A 15731-nucleotide genomic window follows, 5' to 3' on the forward strand; every position below is an offset into this window, starting at 1 on the left:
CCGCCACGCCGCTCCCGCTCCGCTTCGGGAGCGTCTTCGCGGACGAGGGCGCGCTCCGGGCGGTGCTCGCCGAGCGCGCGGACGTCCTGCTCGCCGCGCTGGAGCGGGTCGCGGGAAAGGTGGAGATGGGCGTCGCCGTCGGCTGGGACCCCGGCGCCGCGCGGGAGCGGATCCTCGCCGCGCACCCGGAGCTCCGCCCCGCGGAGGAGAAGCCGGCCACGGGCCGCGCCTACCTGGAAGCACGACGCCGGGAGCACGCCGTGGAGGCGGCGCTCCGCGGGGAGGCCGAAGCGCTGCTGGACCGCCTTTCGAGTGCGGTGGGCGAGGTGCTGCCCGGGGCCGAGGAGGTGCGGACGGTGCTCCCCGCGGCAGGCATGGCCGGCACCCTGGCACATCTGGTGCTACAGGGGAACGTATCGAGCTATCGCGAGGCGGTGGAGCGGGTCTCTGGCGACGTGCCGGACGCGGAGATCCGCCTTTCGGGCCCGTGGGCGCCGTATTCGTTCGTGTGAGGCCGAATCCGCATGTGTCGCGAGAGGTCGGTGGGGGGAGACTCCTCCGGCGGTGCGAAACCCGAAGGGACTCGCCAGAGCACTCGCCCGGCCGACGGAGCAAGAGGTGAGTGCGGCGAGGGCTCAAACAAAACGCACCGCCTGCTGAGCCTCCCCCCGCCTCCCGATCACCCTCTCCGGTCTACCCGGATCCGGTATCACCCCGCAAGCGGGGGCAAGGGGGAGCAGGAAAAAAGCCCCTCTCCCGCTTGCGGGGGATCGGAGGGGGCAAATCCGTGGGGAGGGGGCTCGCGTGAGGGATGCGAGCCCGAAGGGGCGAGACGCGGGGCCGTTTCCGCGGCTCGCCGCCGTTGAGCACAGTTGTATCGTGCTCTACGGCGCCGCAGCCCGGCCCCCGCACCGCGGGGGACACGCCCAAACCCGCTGTGAGACGCCGTACATGACACCCTCCGACCCACCGCACCGCCCGACCACCGTCGACCTCCCCGTGGCGGAGATCGCGGAGCTGGCGAACCAGCTCCCCACGCGCATCGACGTGGACCCGGAAACGGTGCAGCAGGACCTGGCCCGTCTCGTGCTCACATTGGTGGAGCTGCTCCGCCGGGTGGTGGAGCACCAGGCGGTGCGGCGCATGGAGGACCCGGACCTCAGCGACGAGCAGGTGGAGCGCATGGGGACCGCGCTCCTGCTGTTGGAGGAGAAAATGCAGGAGATCCGGGGCGTCTTCGGCCTTGCGGGGGAGGATCTCAACGTCGATCTTGGTCCGCTGGGGAAACTGCTCTGAACCGAGAGACCCGCACAGGACAAGCTTCTTGCCCGAACTCGCTCCCCTCGCCCCGACGCGCCCGCAGGGCCTGGTCGACATCCTCGACCGGATCCTCGACAAGGGCCTCGTCATCGCGGGCGACATCAAGATCAACCTCGCCAACGTCGAGCTGCTCACCGTGCAGGTGCGCCTCCTCGTGTGCTCCATCGACAAGGCCGAGCAGATCGGGCTGAACTGGTGGAAGTACGACCCCGCGCTGAGCGGGGGCTCCGCGGCCGCGGACGAGAACCGGGAGCTGCGGGAGCGCGTGCGACAGCTGGAGGAGCGTCTGGAGCGGCTCGCGCCCGGCGGGTCCCCATCCCTCTGATTCGGAGAAGCAAGCGATGGCAGTAGAACGGGCTCCGGGCGGAACCAGCCTGATCGACGTCCTCGACCGGGTCCTGGACAAGGGGATCGTCATCGACGCCTACGTGCGCGTCTCCCTGGTCGGGATCGACCTGGTGACCGTGGAGGCGCGGATCGTGGTGGCCTCCATCGACACCTACCTGAAGTACTCCGAGGCCGTGGGGATCACCGGCCCCACCCGGACCCGGGAGATCACGCCTCCCTCCCCGTCCGCGGCCGACATGGACCGCCTGGTCGCCGAGAACGCCGAGCTGAGGCGAAGGCTGGACGCGCTGGGCTGACCCCGTGGGCTCCTCCCCCCCCGAAGCCGAGATCCTCGCCCTCCTGGACCGGGTCCAGCGGGCGGAGAGCCTCGTGGACGCGCTCTGCCTGGTGGTCGAGGGCGTGCTCGCCCCGCTGCGCGTGGAGCGCGCCGTCGCCGCTGAGGTGCGCCGGGGGGCGCTCCGCGGTGTGGCCGGCATCGGGTGGGGCCCGGAGGAGGTCCGGGCCTTCTCGGTCCCGCTCACGGCGGAGTTCCACCCCGCGGTGCGGGCGGTGCTCTCGGGCGAGCCCACCGAGTCGGCGGGGGAGGAGATGCTCCCGGGTCTGGAGCGCGCGGTGGTCCTCCCGCTCCCGGGGACGCGCGGCGCCGCGGGGGCGCTGGTCCTGGATCCCGGCCGGCGCCGGCTGCGCGACTTCGACCCGCTCGGCGGCGTGCTGCGCGCCTTGGGGCCGGCGGTGGGGCGGCTGGCGGAGCTGGAGGAGCTGCGCCGCTCGGCGGTGGGCGCGGAGCGGCAGCGCGAGCTCCTTTCCGCCGTGGTGAACGCCCTCCCCGACCCGGTCCTCATCACCGACGCGGCCAACAACGTCCTCCTGGAGAACGGGCGGGCCGAGGTGCTCCTCACCTCCGGCGAGGGCGACAGCGAGGGGCGGCGCCGGGCGGTGGAGATCAACAACCTCCTCCTGTCGTCCTTCCTGACCCGCTCCGTGGTGGCGGGGTCGGACCCCCGGGCGCGGGAGCTGAACCTGGTGGACCCCACCGAGGGAGGCGACCTCCTCTTCGAGGTGCTCGCCACCCCGCTCCCGGCCGAGACCGCGGGGGAGGGCGTCGTGGTCTCCGTGCTCCGCGACGTGACCGACCTGAAGCGCGCCGCGACGGAGCTGGAGCAGCAGTTCAAGCGGATGCGGCAGGCCGAGGTGAAGGCCCGGCGCGAGCGCGACCGCCTGAACCTGATCCTGGAGAACGTCGGGGATCCCATCCTGGTGACCGACGAGGACTCCAACGTCATCCTCACCAACCACCAGGCGGAGCGGCTCTTCGAGTCGGTGCCCGGCACGCCGCTGGACGCCCGACGCCACCGGGAGGTCCGGACCAACGACACCAAGTTCTCCTCGTTCATCTCCGACTTCGCGCTCAGCTCGGACACGGCCCGGATCGAGCAGCTGATGCTCACCGACCCGGACACCCACGAGGAGTTCCCGGCGGAGGTGGTCTCGGGGAAGATCCTCAACGAGCGCTCGGAGATGACGGCGATCGTCTCCATCGTCCACGACCTCACCAAGGTGGTGGAGAACGAGCGCCTGGCGCTGGCGCTGACGCGGCTCAACGAGGGGCTGGAGGACCGGGTGGCGGCGGCGACCGCGGAGCTGGAGGAGCGCAACCGGCAGCTGCAGTGGCAGAGCCGGGAGCTGGAGCGGGCGTACCAGCTCAAGTCGGAGTTCCTGGCGAGCATGAGCCACGAGCTGCGCACCCCGATCAACGCGCTCCTGGGGTACACCTCGCTGATGCGAGACCGTATCTACGGGGAGATCACGCAGCGGCAGGAGGAGGCGCTGGACCGGATGTACGCCGCCTCCCAGCACCTGCTGGAGCTGGTCAACGACGTGCTGGACCTGGCGAAGATCGAGGCCGGGAAGATGCCGGTGCACCTGGAGCGGGTGGACATCGCCAAGGTGATCCAGGAGCTGGCCGCCACGGTGGAGCCCATGGTGCGGCAGAAGGAGCTGCAGTACCGGCAGGAGCTGGCCCCGGAGCTGCCGATCCTGGAGACGGACCGCACCAAGGTCAAGCAGATCCTCCTCAACCTCCTTTCCAACGCGGTGAAGTTCACGCACCGCGGGGAGATTCGCGTGACCGCGCGGAGGGCGCCGGACGGCGACGGGGTGGAGGTGGAGGTGGCGGACAGCGGGATCGGGATCCCCCCGGAGCACGTGGAGAACATCTTCGAGGACTTCCGCCAGGTGGACCAGTCGTCCACGCGCGAGTACGGGGGCACGGGGCTGGGGCTCTCCATCACCCAGAAGCTGCTCAAGCTGCTCGGCGGGACGATCCGGCTGGAGTCGCGCATGGGGGAGGGCTCCACCTTCACGGTGCGGCTCCCGCTGCGGGGCCGCGAGCTGCGGGTGGACGACGACGCCCCCGCCGCGGCGAGCGCCGACGGCGCCGTGGTGCGCGCGGGCGAGGGGGAGCGGCGCTGAGCCCGCTCCCGTGAACGGGCCGCGAGGCCGACAACCAGGGATCCCCGAACATGCCGATCGCACAGGCTCTGCTCCCCGAGTTCGACCACGAGATGGCCACCACGCGCTCGCTCCTGGAGCGCGTCCCCGAGCACCGGGCCGCCTGGAGGCCGCACCCGAAGTCCACGGAGCTGGGCGCGCTGGCGATCCACGTCGCCAACCTGGTGGGGCTGGCGCCGAGGACGATGGCGCTGACCGAGGTGGACATGAACCCGCCGGGCGAGCCGGGCTTCACGCCGCCGGGCTTCACCTCGACGGCCGCCCTGCTGGAGACCTTCGACGAGAACGTGGCGAAGGCGCGCGAGGCCATCGCCGGCGCGTCGGACGAGGAGATGATGGTGCCCTGGTCGCTGAAGAGCGGGGGCCACACGATCTTCACCATGCCGCGCGCGGCGGTGCTGCGCACGATGGTGATGAACCACGTGATCCACCACCGCGGCCAGCTCAGCGTCTACCTGCGCCAGAACGAGGTGCCGCTCCCCTCCATCTACGGTCCCACGGCGGACACGCAGGGGTAGGGAGGGGCCGGCGCGCCGCCGGTTGACGGCGCGCGCACCGGGGCCTAGCTTCCCCCGAAGGATACGTGAGCCGCGGTCCCGCCGAGTCGTGCGGGGCCGCTTTTTGCTTGTGGGCGCCCCTCCGGACGCCTGCACAGGGGATGGTTCTGATGAACGAGCATCGCTGCGTGGTGATCGTCGGCTCCCAGTGGGGCGACGAGGGGAAGGGGAAGATCGTGGACGTCCTCGCCGAGAAGGTGGACGTCGTGGCGCGCTACCAGGGCGGCGCGAACGCGGGACACACGGTGCACGTGGGGAAGGAGGAGTTCATCCTACACCAGATCCCCTCGGGGATCCTGCACCCGGAGCGGCGCTGCCTCCTGGGGAACGGCGTGGTCTTCGACCCCTTCCAGTTCTTCGAGGAGCTGGACGCGCTCACCGCCCGCGGGATCGACGCGGAGGGGCGGGTGGGGGTCAGCGGGCGCGCCCACCTCCTCCTTTCCTACCACAAGCTCCTGGACCGGGCCGCGGAGGCGCAGCGCGGGGCGGGGAAGATCGGGACGACGGGGCGGGGGATCGGCCCGGCGTACGAGGACAAGGTGGCGCGCATGGGGATCCGCGTGGCCGACCTGCGCGACGCGGCCCGCGCCGAGGAGCAGCTCCGCCGCGCCGTGGCGCGCGCCAACGAGCGCCTGCAGTGCACGGGGGCGGAGGAGCGCGCGGACGCGGACCAGGTGCTCCGCGAGGTCATGGGGATCCGGGAGCGCCTGCTGAAGCTGTCGGTGGAGACGGGGCGCGTGATCCACGACGCGCTGCGCGAGGGGAAGCACGTGCTGCTGGAGGGGGCGCAGGGCGCGCTCCTGGACGTGGACCACGGCACTTACCCGTACGTTACCTCCTCCAACACCACGGCGGGGGGCGCCGGGCTCGGCGTGGGGATCGGCCCCACCGCGATCGACGCGGTGGTGGGGGTGGTGAAGGCGTACACCACGCGCGTGGGCTCCGGCCCGCTCCCCACGGAGTTCCCCTCGCCCATGCAGGAGCACGTCCGGGAGCTGGGGGGAGAGTTCGGGGCGACGACGGGACGGCCGCGGCGCTGCGGGTGGTTCGACGCGGTGGTGGTGCGCTACGCCGCCCGCGTGAACGGCCTCACCGGGCTGGCCGTCACCAAGCTGGACGTGCTGGACACGCTGGAGGAGCTGAAGATCGCCGTGGGCTACCGCGCGCTGGGCGAGGAGCTGGACGAGTTCCCCGGCGACCTGGGGCTCCTGGAGGCGGCGGAGCCGGTCTACGAGACGCTGCCTGGATGGCGCGCCTCCACCCAGGAGGCGCGGCGCTGGGAGGACCTCCCGGAGGCGGCGAGGGCGTACCTGCGGCGGCTGGAGGAGCTGACGGGCGTGCCCATCTGGTTCGTGTCCGTGGGCACCCGGCGCGACCAGATCATCCACGTCGAGCACTCGCAATAGGGAGTGCGGGAGTGGGAGGTGCGAAGTGCGAAGTGAAGGATGCGCGCCCGGGGGGGCGAGGCCCGACGGCAGCATTGTCGGGCCTCGCCGCGGTTTGCGGGCGTAGCGTGCCCGAACCATACGGTTTCCGATGCTGAAGAACGATGCGGCGGTCGAGAGCGCGCTGGGGCACGTGAAGCCGCAGGTGCGCGCCATGTCGGCGTACACCCTCCGGCCGTACGAGCCGCGGGTGAAGCTGAACCAGAACGAGAGCCCGTACGACGTCCCGGAGGCGCTCAAGGCGCGCATCGCCGCGCGCCTGGCGGACCGCCCCTGGAACCGCTACCCGCCCTTCGTGGCCCACAACTTCATCTCCGCCGTGGCGGAGGCGACGGGGTGGCCGGAGGATGGGATCCTGGTCGCCAACGGCTCCAACGAGCTGATCCAGGCCTTCTTCGCGGTGGTGGTGGAGCCCGGGAAGTCGGTCGTCGTTCCCGAGCCGACGTTCACGCTCTACCGGCTGATGGCGGAGGTGAACGGGGGCACCGTGGTCCCCGTGCCGCTGACGGAGGAGCTGCGCTTCGACGTGGACGCCGTCGTGCGGGCGGCGCGGGAGTCGGACGCGGCGGTGGTCGTCCTCTGCACGCCGAACAACCCCACCGGCTCCGCGCTCACGCGCGAGGAGATCGGGCGGATCCACGACGAGACGGACGCGCTGGTGCTGCTGGACCAGGCGTACGTGGAGTTCGGCGGGTACGACGCGATCTCCTTCCTGGAGGGGCGCCCCCGCGCGGTGGTGCTGCGCACCTTCAGCAAGGCCATGGCGCTCGCCGGGCTGCGCGCCGGCTACCTGCTGGGCGACCCGGCGCTGGCGGCGGAGGTGCACAAGGCCAAGCTCCCGTACAACGTGAACTTCTTCACCGAGGTGGCTGCGGCGGAGACCCTGCGCGGGCGCGACCTGCTGGCGCCGCTCGTGGCGGCCATGCGCCGCGAGCGCGACCGACTCTACGAGGAGTTGCGCGCCATCCCGGGGATCCGCGCCTTTCCCAGCGCGGCCAACTTCGTCCTCTTCCGCGTGGAGAAGCCGGGACTCGCGCACACGCGCGTTTTCGAGCGGCTGCTGGACGAGCATGGGATCCTGGTGCGCGACGTGTCGAAGTACCCCATGCTGGACGGGTGCCTGCGGGTGAACGCGGGGACCCCGGAGGAGACGGGCGAATTCCTGGCGGCGCTCCGCGCCATCGTCACGGAGGGGTGAGAGGGATGCCACGCATCGGGGAGCGCACGCGCAGGACGCGCGAAACGGAGATCTCCGTCCGGATCGACCTGGACGGGACGGGGAGCGCGGAGGTGGAGACGGGGATCGGCTTCTTCGACCACATGCTGGACGCGCTGGCCCGCCACGGCACCTTCGACCTGGCGGTGCGCTGCCGGGGCGACCTGCACATCGACGGGCACCACACGGTGGAGGACGTGGGGATCGTCCTGGGCGGCGCCTTCCTCGACGCGCTGGGCGACAAGGCAGGGATCGCGCGCTACGCGGACGCCACGGTGCCGCTGGACGAGGCGCTGGTGCGGGCGGTGGTGGACGTGTCCGGGCGCCCTTTCCTCCACTTCGACGTGCCGGTCCCGGCGGGCCAGGACCGCATCGGCGATTTCGACGCGGCGCTCTCGGCGGAGTTCTGGCGGGCGTTCGCGATGGAGGCGCGCGTCACGATGCATCTGGACGGCGTCCGCGGCGACAACGCGCACCACGTGGTGGAGACCACCTTCAAGGCGGCGGCGCGGGCGCTCGATGCGGCCACGCGCATCGATCCGCGGCGGGCGGGGGTGGTGCCGTCTACCAAGGGGGCGCTGTGATGGCGGGTCTCGCGTGGGGTCGTCGGCGGGGCTCTCCCTCCGGAATTCAAGAACTCGCTTCGCTCAGACAGCTTGAATTCCTACGGGAGAGCCCCACCTCCTCCCGGGGGACTTCTCGTGGCCGGAGTGTCGGATGACCCGGCCTTCGGTCACGGTGCTGGACTACGGGGCGGGGAACCTGCGCTCCGTGGTGAAGGCGTTCGAGCACGGGGGGGCGGAGGTGCGGCTGACTTCCGATCCTGTCGAGGCGCGGAGGGCCGAGCGGCTGGTGCTTCCCGGGCAGGGGCACTTCGGGCAGTGCATGGGGCGCCTGGAGGAGAGCGGGCTGGGCGACGCGGTGCGCGAGCACGTGGCGTCGGGGCGGCCCTTCTTCGGGATCTGCGTGGGGATGGAGCTGCTCTTCGAGGGGAGCGAGGAGGCGCCGGGGGTGCCCGGCCTGGGGCTGCTGCGGGGGAGCGTGGACCGCCTACGCACGGAGCTGCACCTTCCCCACATGGGGTGGAACTCGGTGGACTTCACCTCCCGCGCGGACGGCGACCCGGTGCTGCAGGGCGTCGCCGGGCCGGAGCCGCGCTACTTCTACCACGCGCACTCCTTCGCCGTGCAGGCGCCGGACGATGGCGACGTGCTGGGGTGGTGCGAATACGGCGTCCCCTTCGCCTCGATCGTGGGGCGCGGCAACGTCTGGGGGATCCAGTTCCACCCGGAGAAGAGCCAGGAGGACGGGCTGAGGATCCTGGGCAACTTCGCGCGGCTGTGAGTACGGATTCCTGGGCTTTCACTGACGGACTGCTATGCGCTTCTTCAAAGGCCACGGCCTCGGCAACGACTACCTTGCCCTGCGCCTCGCCGGTCTGCCGTTCGGACTCACGCCGCCCGCGGTGCGGCTCCTGTGCGACCGGCACACCGGTGTCGGGTCGGACGGGGTGCTGGCGCTGGTGCCGTCGGACGTGGCGGAATTCGGGGTGCGGATCTTCAACCCGGACGGCTCGGAGGCGGAGAAGAGCGGGAACGGGCTCCGCATCTTCGCGGCGTACCTGCTGGAGACCGGCGGCACCGCCGTGGGGGCGCCGTTCACCGTGGAGACGCCGGGGGGCGTGGTGCGCATCCTGATCCGTGAGGCGAGTGCGGAGGGGGTGCTGGACGTGGAGGTGGAGATGGGGACGGCTTCGTTCCGCAGCGCGGACGTGGGGATGGCGGGGCCGGACCGCGACACCGTCGGCGAGGTGCTGGAGCTCCCGGCGGGGGACCGGATGGACATCACCGCCGTTTCCGTCGGCAACCCGCACTGCGTGGTCTTCGAGGACGAGGTGGACGAGGACGACCGGCGGCGGCGTGCGCCGCAGATCTCCACCCATGCGACGTTCACGCGGGGGACCAACGTGCAGTTCGCGCGGGTGGCGGGGCCGGCGACGGTGGAGGCGTGGGTGTGGGAGCGCGGGGCCGGGGAGACGCGGGCCTCCGGCTCCAGCGCCTGCGCGGTGGCGGCGGCAGCGGTGCGGCGGGGGCTCGTCCCGGAGCGGGAGGTGGAGGTGCGGATGCCCGGGGGGGCGCTGCACGTTACGGTGCGGGACGACTGGAGCCTGGTGCTCCGCGGGCCCGTGGAGGGCGTCTACCGCGGCGAGCTGACGCCGGGAATGCTGCGACGACTGGGTGAGCTGACATGGCCCTAGCCAAGCGGATCATCCCCTGCCTGGACGTCAAGGACGGGCGGGTGGTGAAGGGGATCCAGTTCGAGGGGCTCCGCGACGCGGGGGACCCCGTCGAGCAGGCGGTGCGCTACGACCGGGAGCGCGCGGACGAGCTGTGCTTCCTGGACATCACGGCATCGCACGAGGCGCGCGGGGCGCTGCTGGAGGTGATCCGCCGCACGGCGGACTCGGTGTTCATCCCCTTCACGGTGGGGGGCGGGGTCCGGTCCGTGGACGACTTCCACGCGCTGCTCGGCGCCGGGGCCGACAAGGTGTCGGTGAACACGGCCGCGCTGCGCGACCCGGAGCTGATCTCGAGGGCCGCGGACCACTTCGGCTCGCAGTGCGTGGTCGCGGCGGTGGACGCGCGGCGGGTCTCCGCCCCGGGCGAGGCGCCGCGCTGGGAGGTCTTCACCCATGGGGGGCGCACCCCAACCGGGATCGACGCGGTGGAGTGGTCGGCGCGGGTGGTGGAGCTGGGGGCGGGGGAGGTGCTGCTCACCTCCATGGACAGCGACGGGACGCGCGCCGGGTACGACCTGGAGCTGCTGAGCGCCGTCTCGTCCGCGGTGGAGGTGCCGGTGATCGCCTCGGGCGGGGCGGGGACACTGGAGCACCTGGACCAGGCGCTCGGGGCGGGGGCGCACGCGGTGCTCGCGGCGTCCATCTTCCACTTCGGGGAGCACACCATCGAGGAGGCCCGGCGCTTCCTGGCGGAGCGGGGGCACCCGGTGCGGCGGTAGGCCTCTCGCGCGAAGAGATCGCGGGAGCGATGCGGAATCAGGAGGGTGGATCCCGGTCACCGGCGTCTTCCGGAGCCGGACCATACGGCGGGTCCGGGCGCCCCTCCGCCACTCGTCCCGGCGCACGGCGTTCGTCGGCGGCGGAGCCGCGCGCTCTCGCGTACTCCGCCCAGGCCGGGGGGAAGCGGCCGTAGAGCACGTCGGGATCGATGTCGGCTCCGTTCGGCCAGACGACGGCGCCCATCTCCGGATCGACGGCGACCGCTTCGAACACGCTCCGGTCGAGCCTGATGGGCTCGAAGACGGGCCCCCGCAGGTACGGCTCCACGTCCACCGTTCGTTCGGTGCCGTCCGTGAACCCGACGCGGAGCCGGTAGCCGTCGAGCGGCGCGACAGATCGAACCCGGATCATCGTTCACTCCTTTACTCCAGGGGCGCAATCCGCGAAAGCGGCTCCCCGTTTCGGGCGGCATCCCAGTTGTTCCGCAGCTCTGCCCGGTGCAGTGCTGCCCACTCCAGGACGAGGGCGAGCACCCGGCGGGGGAGCTCGCCTTCGATCGTCTCCAGCGTCTCGATGGCTATGCCGGCCTCGCTCCCACCGTACTTCGCATGGAAGTGGGGCGGAGCGTGGTCGTTGTAGTACATCGCGATGATGATGCCGAAGAATTCGCTGATGCGGGGCATTCGCACAAGGGTTGGGGTCGGAGTGCCGCGGGCGAGGCGGTCGCTCATGGGAGAAGAGTCGGTGCTCTGCAGAGCGGAGGCAATGGCGACGTTCGTGCCGGAGGGTAGGTGCCCACGGCGACGCTCCGGCGATGAAACTCTTGTGTTTCGTCGCTCTTTGTGCGCACCTTCCCCGAGGTGTTCTGGGCACTGCGCCGGAGCCGTCCCGCCCTTGCGTATGTCGACTCAATGAGGCCCACCCGCCGCCGGGCCGCGCACCGGCTCGGTTTGACGCTCGTGCTCTGCCTTGTCGGCCTTGCGCTCGCCACCTGCAACCGCGCGGAGGGCGCCGGGCGCGACGGGCTCCTGGCGGAGCTGGAGCGCGCCGGGCTGCCGCGCAGCATCGGCCCCCGGCTGTCCATCACCACCGCGTTCCGGTCATGCTCGCTCCGAGCCCCGGACGAGGGGACGATCCCTAGAACCGAGTGCGCGGGCGCCGCCGAGGGTGCGCTCCCTTCCGAGCGCGTACTCGCCCTCGCCTCGCGTGCCTCGCGTGCGGCCCCCGCGACCGCGGATCCGGACACCCTGCACGCGATCGCCCTCGTGGACCTCCTCTGGGCCGATGCGGGGGGAAACTCGCTCCACCGGTCCATCTCATACCTGGAGACCGCGGCGCGGCTGTCGGAGCGCCCAGCGCCGATCCTGGCCGACCTCGCGGCCGCCTACCTGGTGCGGGCGGAGCGCGCGCAGAGCCCGCGCGACCTGCTGGAGGCGGTCGAGGTGGCGGAGCAGGCGCTGGAGGCCGATTCGACGAACGCCGCGGCCCGGTTCAACCTCGCGCTGGCGCTGGACCGGCTGGGGCTGGACGGAGAGGCTGCACGAGAATGGGAGCGGTTCCTGATGGTGGATGCGAAGTCCGGCTGGGCGGGGGAGGCAAGGACGCGGGTGCGTCGTCTGAAGACGCCGCCCATGTTGCCCACGCGCCCGCGGCAGGGTGCCTCCTCGGCCGAGGTGGCGGACTTCGCGGCGCGGTGGCCGCAGGAGGCGCGGCTGTGGGGGTGGGACGAGCTGCTCGGGGAGTGGGGTGAGGCGGTGCTGGCGGGCGACACGGCTCGCGCAGGTGAGTGGCTACGGCTTGCATGGACGGTCGGAGTGGCGCTGGAGCGGCGGGGCGGGGACGCGACGCTCGCTGATGCGGTGCGGGAGATCCGGGCACGCGAGGGGGATGAGCGCGCGACGCGGGCGCTGGCGGAGGGGCACCGGGAGTACTCCGCGGGGCGACGGGCATATGAAAACGCGGAACAGGCCGAATCTGCTCCATTCTTTGCTCGCGCAGCTGCGGCGCCGCCCACGAGGCCACTGGAGGCATGGGCGACACTGTTCGGCAGCGCGGCGCGCGTTTACGCCAACCCCACCAACTCGCCAGAGGCAGAGCGAGTGCTCCATGCGCTGGCGTTGCACACGGATGCCGCCCGTTACCCGGCTCTCGCGGCCCGCGTCCACTGGACCCTGGGAACGATCATTTTGCGGGGCGGCCGCTATGAGCAGGCACTCGGGCACTATCGCACCGCAACCTCGCTGTACCAGCGGGCAGGGGAGCGAGAAAGCCTTGGCGCGATCCATTACCTCGTCGCGGAGACGAGCTTCAAGCTGGGTGACATGGGTGCCGGGTACGGAGCGATGCACCGCGCCCTCCTGATGCTCCGGCCGTATGGAGGGTCCGTGTGGAGGCACAACCTGCTCTACGCCTCGGCAAAGGCTGCGGAGGCGGACGGGCTGCGGAGTGCTGCGCTCCGTCTGCAGGACCAGGGAATCGAGGTTGCGGCACGCACGGGGATCAATAAGTACGTCGCGGAGGCGCATCTGGTGCGGGCGCAACGCCGGGTGGCCGCCGGGCGGTGGGCGGAGGCCGAGGAGGACATCCAGCTGGGCAAGACACTCGTCCAGACCCTCCCCGCCGGCCGGCGTGAATGGTTCGAGGCCGACCTCCGTGCGGCGGAAGCTGGTATCGCGCTCCAGCGCGACCCGTCCCGGGCGGTCGCGGCCCTGGATGCCGTCGTGAGCTTCTTTGCGGCAGGTGCCAGCAGACCGAGGCTTGTCGAGGCCCTTGTCAAGCGGGCCGATGCGCGCCTTGCATCCGGTGAGGTCCGGGGAGCCGCGGCCGATCTCGATCGTGTTGTGGCACTCGTCGAGGAGCAGAGGGCCGGTACCGCGAGCGAGCCTCTGCGGGCGTCGCTGATCGAGGCGGCCAGAGGGGCGTTCGACCGGATGGTGATGATTCAGGTCCGAAGCCGGAATGCTCGTGAAGCGCTGAACTACTTGGAGCGCGGCCGTTCCGCATTCGGGCCAGCTTGGGTCGAGGGCGGAGGGATCGTACCTGCACCTCTAGCTGCTCCGCCCGGCCAGGTGGTCGTGGATTACGCCGTTATGGGTGATACGCTTCTCGTCTGGACCCTCTCCGGCTCCGCCTTGAACATCGTTGAGACGAGAGTTGAGCGGGCACGGCTCGCACGAATCGTCGAGCGGGCCCGCTCCGGCCTAGAGATGCGCGACGCTGGGCCTGCTACCGAGGCCGCACTCGGCGCTCTCTACGATGTGCTGATTCGACCCATCGAGGAGCGCATCGGAGCGGACGGGACTCCGATCGTCGTGATTGCCGACGGCGATCTGGCGGATGTTCCGTTTGCCGCTCTCCTGGACCGCCGCCGTGGACGCTACCTCATTGAGAGCCATCCAATACGGCTGTTGGCAAGCCTGCGCAGCGCTATGCACGCGGCTCCGCCGCGTGGAGCGCCGGCCGGGAAGGCGCTCCTCATCGCGGATCCCGCCTTTGACGCACGGGCGCACCCAGAGCTGGGGCGACTTCCCGGTGCCCTTGCTGAAGTCGGGGCGCTAGAGGCCATCTACCCGGGTGCCGTGGTGATTAGCGGAAACGTGGCAGATAGCACGGCGGTGGTGAGTGCATTTGGGGGCGCAACCGTGATCCACTATGCAGGGCATGCGGTGTTCGACGGAGACAATCCAGAGGGGTCATTCCTAGCTCTTGCTCCTGCGCACGGGGTCCAGGGCTCGTCAGGGCGGTTAACTGCGGCCGGGATCCGCCGAATGAACCTTGGCCATGTCCGTTTAGTGGTGCTCTCCGCTTGTGAGACGTCCCGGGGACGAAAGGGCAGGGCTGGGGGTTTTCTCGGGTTCTCGGGATCGCTGCTCGCGGCGGGCGCGGGGGGAGTAGTCGGCAGCCTCTGGCGGGTGGACGACGAAACGACTGGGCGGCTGATGGTGGAATTCCATCGCGCCTACCGCACCTCGGGTGACGGAGCCGAAGCGTTGCGCCAGGCTCAGCTGCGGCTACTTCGCTCGAATGTGCCCGCATTGTGGTCTCCTGCGGCGTGGGGTGGGCTGACCTATTCCGGGAGCTAGCGATTGGATTCTGGTCGCAATGTCAGCGGACGACGGGTAGCGGATGAGGCACCGATCAGCCTAAGGCAACGGCTTGGTCCACATTGGCGTGTAGGCGCTACTGGGGATGCCCGTCATGATGCGTCGGCGGAGTTCACCTCAAACCAGGAGTAGAGCAATGGGATTTCAGTTGAAGATTGTTTTCACAGGCCTCTGCCTATTCGTTCCGGACGATAGATCAGCTGAAACGGCGATGCACGTACTCCTCCCAGACTCGAGCGGGCACGTGAGCCACGGGGGCAAGCAGCACTACGTCAGGTTGTATTATGATGAGGGGTATGAAGGAGGCGGAGTCCTCACACGCAGGCTTCGGCCCGTGAAGATTGACCACCAGGCGCTTATCGTTCCCAGGCTCGCGGGCGATGCACAGGTTACGCTGCCTCGCCAAATCGTCAACCTCAGTCGGTTTACGAACGAACCCGTCGCTCCCGAGCAGACGGGAAAGCGGCCGCGGAAAGTGAGGGCTCGTGTCACCCTAGGCTCAGGCCTGATTTCGGGGTGTGACCCGGGTGCATATTGGGAACTGGAAGGTGAGCCCGTCTGCATGACCAATCGCGTGGAGTGGACGGTTCCCGTCTCGGATAGGGATTCAATCAGTCTCCAGTTAGAGGGTCTCAACTCAGGTCATGACGAATCTCTGGGGCCACTGCACAAGATAAATGAAGAGATCGTGCTATACGTGTATAATGCCACCCAGGAAGACTTGCCTCCCAATCGGCCCGGTATACCACAGCCCCGGGGCCGGCCTCACGAGGCGGAGCACTTTGAGGTGTACTACGAAATCTTCTCCCCAGCAGGCAAGAAGGGGATTCCGCGGCTTCTCGCTCCTGTGGGAGAATGTCCACCTGGAACAGAGGACGACTGCTCCCCGCGAAAAGGCAACGTAAGAGGCACAACCGCTCCACAGGAGATCGCTGGTGCGGATCCATATGCCTGTATGGTCGCAGGGGGAACGCTGTAGGGCTAGCCTCCGACCGTCTGGAGCAGGTCACTAATGCCTCGCTCCAGTGAATTCCACTCCGGCGCGCCGTCCCCCTCCACGGCGCGCCGGATCCGCTCCAGCGCCGCCCCCGCCGGCTCCGGCAGCTCCCCCGCGCGCCCCAGCACCGCCCGGCTCTCGCGCGGCCGGAAGAACTCCGCGTCCCGGCGCGCCGCAGCGATCCGCGCCGCCTCCGCCCACGCCCCCAGCTCCAC

At 70.6% G+C, this 15731-nt stretch carries 17 protein-coding genes; 14 read left to right on the forward strand and 3 right to left on the reverse strand.

Annotation, left to right across the window (positions count from 1 at the left end):
* From VGR37_11930 to hisF, 12 genes are all read left to right on the forward strand, one after another.
* Positions 1–512: GvpL/GvpF family gas vesicle protein (locus VGR37_11930; protein HEV2148103.1), on the forward strand; the 512-nt coding region annotated here is incomplete at its 5' end.
* Positions 513–951: 439 nt separating this feature from the next.
* Positions 952–1296 (forward strand): gas vesicle protein K, encoded by a 345-nt coding sequence (locus tag VGR37_11935; GenBank protein HEV2148104.1) that lies wholly within the window; start codon positions 952–954, stop codon positions 1294–1296.
* A gap of 28 nt (positions 1297–1324) precedes the next feature.
* Positions 1325–1645: a gas vesicle protein GvpJ gene (gene gvpJ, locus VGR37_11940; protein HEV2148105.1), complete on the forward strand. Its 321-nt coding sequence runs from the start codon at positions 1325–1327 to the stop codon at positions 1643–1645.
* A 16-nt stretch (positions 1646–1661) separates the two neighbouring features.
* Entirely contained in the window at positions 1662–1964 is a 303-nt protein-coding gene (gene gvpJ / locus VGR37_11945; GenBank protein ID HEV2148106.1) for a gas vesicle protein GvpJ, read from the forward strand.
* 4 nt (positions 1965–1968) lie between these two features.
* Positions 1969–4140: an ATP-binding protein gene (locus tag VGR37_11950; protein ID HEV2148107.1), complete on the forward strand. Its 2172-nt coding sequence runs from the start codon at positions 1969–1971 to the stop codon at positions 4138–4140.
* Positions 4141–4190: 50 nt separating this feature from the next.
* Positions 4191–4697, forward strand: coding sequence for a DinB family protein (locus VGR37_11955; protein HEV2148108.1), 507 nt, complete (start codon positions 4191–4193; stop codon positions 4695–4697).
* Between the two features lie 149 nt (positions 4698–4846).
* Positions 4847–6142 carry an adenylosuccinate synthase gene (locus tag VGR37_11960; protein ID HEV2148109.1) on the forward strand — a complete coding sequence of 432 codons (1296 nt, stop codon included), beginning with the start codon at positions 4847–4849 and terminating at the stop codon, positions 6140–6142.
* 130 nt (positions 6143–6272) lie between these two features.
* Positions 6273–7379: a histidinol-phosphate transaminase gene (gene hisC, locus VGR37_11965; protein HEV2148110.1), complete on the forward strand. Its 1107-nt coding sequence runs from the start codon at positions 6273–6275 to the stop codon at positions 7377–7379.
* 5 nt (positions 7380–7384) lie between these two features.
* Entirely contained in the window at positions 7385–7981 is a 597-nt protein-coding gene (gene hisB, locus VGR37_11970) for an imidazoleglycerol-phosphate dehydratase HisB (protein HEV2148111.1), read from the forward strand.
* Between the two features lie 133 nt (positions 7982–8114).
* Positions 8115–8741: an imidazole glycerol phosphate synthase subunit HisH gene (gene hisH, locus VGR37_11975; protein HEV2148112.1), complete on the forward strand. Its 627-nt coding sequence runs from the start codon at positions 8115–8117 to the stop codon at positions 8739–8741.
* A gap of 34 nt (positions 8742–8775) precedes the next feature.
* Positions 8776–9654: a diaminopimelate epimerase gene (gene dapF / locus VGR37_11980; protein ID HEV2148113.1), complete on the forward strand. Its 879-nt coding sequence runs from the start codon at positions 8776–8778 to the stop codon at positions 9652–9654.
* Complete coding sequence (gene hisF / locus VGR37_11985; GenBank protein ID HEV2148114.1) at positions 9645–10415, forward strand: imidazole glycerol phosphate synthase subunit HisF; 771 nt, start codon at positions 9645–9647, stop codon at positions 10413–10415. Before dapF ends, hisF begins: the two co-directional genes overlap by 10 nt.
* A gap of 37 nt (positions 10416–10452) precedes the next feature.
* Here hisF and VGR37_11990 read toward each other — a convergent pair whose 3' ends face one another.
* Together VGR37_11990 and VGR37_11995 are read right to left on the reverse strand one after the other, a co-directional pair.
* On the reverse strand, positions 10453–10827 hold the full coding sequence (locus tag VGR37_11990; protein HEV2148115.1) for a DUF2442 domain-containing protein: 375 nt from the start codon (positions 10825–10827) through the stop codon (positions 10453–10455).
* 11 nt (positions 10828–10838) lie between these two features.
* Positions 10839–11099 (reverse strand): DUF4160 domain-containing protein, encoded by a 261-nt coding sequence (locus VGR37_11995; GenBank protein ID HEV2148116.1) that lies wholly within the window; start codon positions 11097–11099, stop codon positions 10839–10841.
* 276 nt (positions 11100–11375) lie between these two features.
* Here VGR37_11995 and VGR37_12000 point away from each other — a divergent pair, with 276 nt between their 5' ends.
* On the forward strand, positions 11376–14498 hold the full coding sequence (locus VGR37_12000; protein HEV2148117.1) for a CHAT domain-containing protein: 3123 nt from the start codon (positions 11376–11378) through the stop codon (positions 14496–14498).
* 157 nt (positions 14499–14655) lie between these two features.
* Positions 14656–15498, forward strand: a complete 843-nt coding sequence (locus VGR37_12005) for a hypothetical protein (GenBank protein ID HEV2148118.1) — start codon at positions 14656–14658, stop codon at positions 15496–15498.
* Between the two features lie 2 nt (positions 15499–15500).
* Here the strand turns inward: VGR37_12005 and VGR37_12010 are convergent.
* Positions 15501–15731 (reverse strand): hypothetical protein (locus VGR37_12010; protein ID HEV2148119.1); only part of this gene is annotated, 231 nt, incomplete at its 5' end.

This window comes from Longimicrobiaceae bacterium (assembly GCA_035936415.1).
Lineage (GTDB): Bacteria > Gemmatimonadota > Gemmatimonadetes > Longimicrobiales > Longimicrobiaceae > JAFAYN01.

What these genes read in the sequence shown, in the direction of transcription:
- VGR37_11935 (HEV2148104.1), top strand. Translation starts at nt 952, where the DNA reads ATGACACCCTCCGACCCACCGCACCGCCCGACCACCGTCGACCTCCCC.
- gvpJ (HEV2148106.1), top strand. Translation starts at nt 1,662, where the DNA reads ATGGCAGTAGAACGGGCTCCGGGCGGAACCAGCCTGATCGACGTCCTC.
- VGR37_11955 (HEV2148108.1), top strand. Translation starts at nt 4,191, where the DNA reads ATGCCGATCGCACAGGCTCTGCTCCCCGAGTTCGACCACGAGATGGCC.
- VGR37_11960 (HEV2148109.1), top strand. Translation starts at nt 4,847, where the DNA reads ATGAACGAGCATCGCTGCGTGGTGATCGTCGGCTCCCAGTGGGGCGAC.
- hisC (HEV2148110.1), top strand. Translation starts at nt 6,273, where the DNA reads ATGCTGAAGAACGATGCGGCGGTCGAGAGCGCGCTGGGGCACGTGAAG.
- hisB (HEV2148111.1), top strand. Translation starts at nt 7,385, where the DNA reads ATGCCACGCATCGGGGAGCGCACGCGCAGGACGCGCGAAACGGAGATC.
- hisH (HEV2148112.1), top strand. Translation starts at nt 8,115, where the DNA reads ATGACCCGGCCTTCGGTCACGGTGCTGGACTACGGGGCGGGGAACCTG.
- dapF (HEV2148113.1), top strand. Translation starts at nt 8,776, where the DNA reads ATGCGCTTCTTCAAAGGCCACGGCCTCGGCAACGACTACCTTGCCCTG.
- hisF (HEV2148114.1), top strand. Translation starts at nt 9,645, where the DNA reads ATGGCCCTAGCCAAGCGGATCATCCCCTGCCTGGACGTCAAGGACGGG.
- VGR37_11990 (HEV2148115.1), bottom strand. Translation starts at nt 10,827, where the DNA reads ATGATCCGGGTTCGATCTGTCGCGCCGCTCGACGGCTACCGGCTCCGC.
- VGR37_11995 (HEV2148116.1), bottom strand. Translation starts at nt 11,099, where the DNA reads ATGCCCCGCATCAGCGAATTCTTCGGCATCATCATCGCGATGTACTAC.
- VGR37_12005 (HEV2148118.1), top strand. Translation starts at nt 14,656, where the DNA reads ATGGGATTTCAGTTGAAGATTGTTTTCACAGGCCTCTGCCTATTCGTT.